This is a genomic window from Virgibacillus profundi (genome assembly GCF_002287375.1).
In the GTDB taxonomy this organism is placed as follows: Bacteria; Bacillota; Bacilli; order Bacillales; family Amphibacillaceae; genus Virgibacillus_K; species Virgibacillus_K profundi.
In genome coordinates this window covers 1-384 of record NZ_NPOA01000116.1, presented here as the reverse complement: position 1 = coordinate 384, position 384 = coordinate 1, and the positions used below count along the sequence as shown (strand labels likewise).

General features: G+C 37.5%; 1 protein-coding gene. It reads left to right on the top strand.

What is annotated here, in order from left to right; all coding sequences use genetic code 11:
- Positions 1 to 251 (top strand): hypothetical protein (locus tag CIL05_RS22395; RefSeq protein ID WP_439144857.1); only part of this gene is annotated, 251 nt, incomplete at its 5' end.
- Between the last annotated feature and the right edge of the window lie 133 nt (positions 252 to 384).

Below are 384 nucleotides of genomic sequence, written 5' to 3'. Positions count from 1 at the left end.
CAAGACTAAGCGCGGTAATTCCAGCTCCAATAGTGTATATTAAAATTGTTGCAGTTGAAAAGCTCGTAGTTGGATCTTTGACAGGTGTAGATTTTTTTTTTGTTTGGAATCTAAATTATGAATTAATATCTGTCATTCGTGGCATGAGAAGTAGTGTTTGGCATTTGGCTATGTTGGGTACTGCAGAACAGGAGCATAATTACTTTGAGGAAAGGAGAGCGATTAAGGCAAGCAAGACGTCGTGTATCTAGTAGCATGGAATAATAAGATAGGGCTAATTTCTAATTTTTTGTTGGTTTAATGAGATATAGCAATGATTGATAGGGATAGTTGGGGGTGCTAGTATTCAATGGCCAGAGGTGAAATTCTTGGATTGTCTACGAC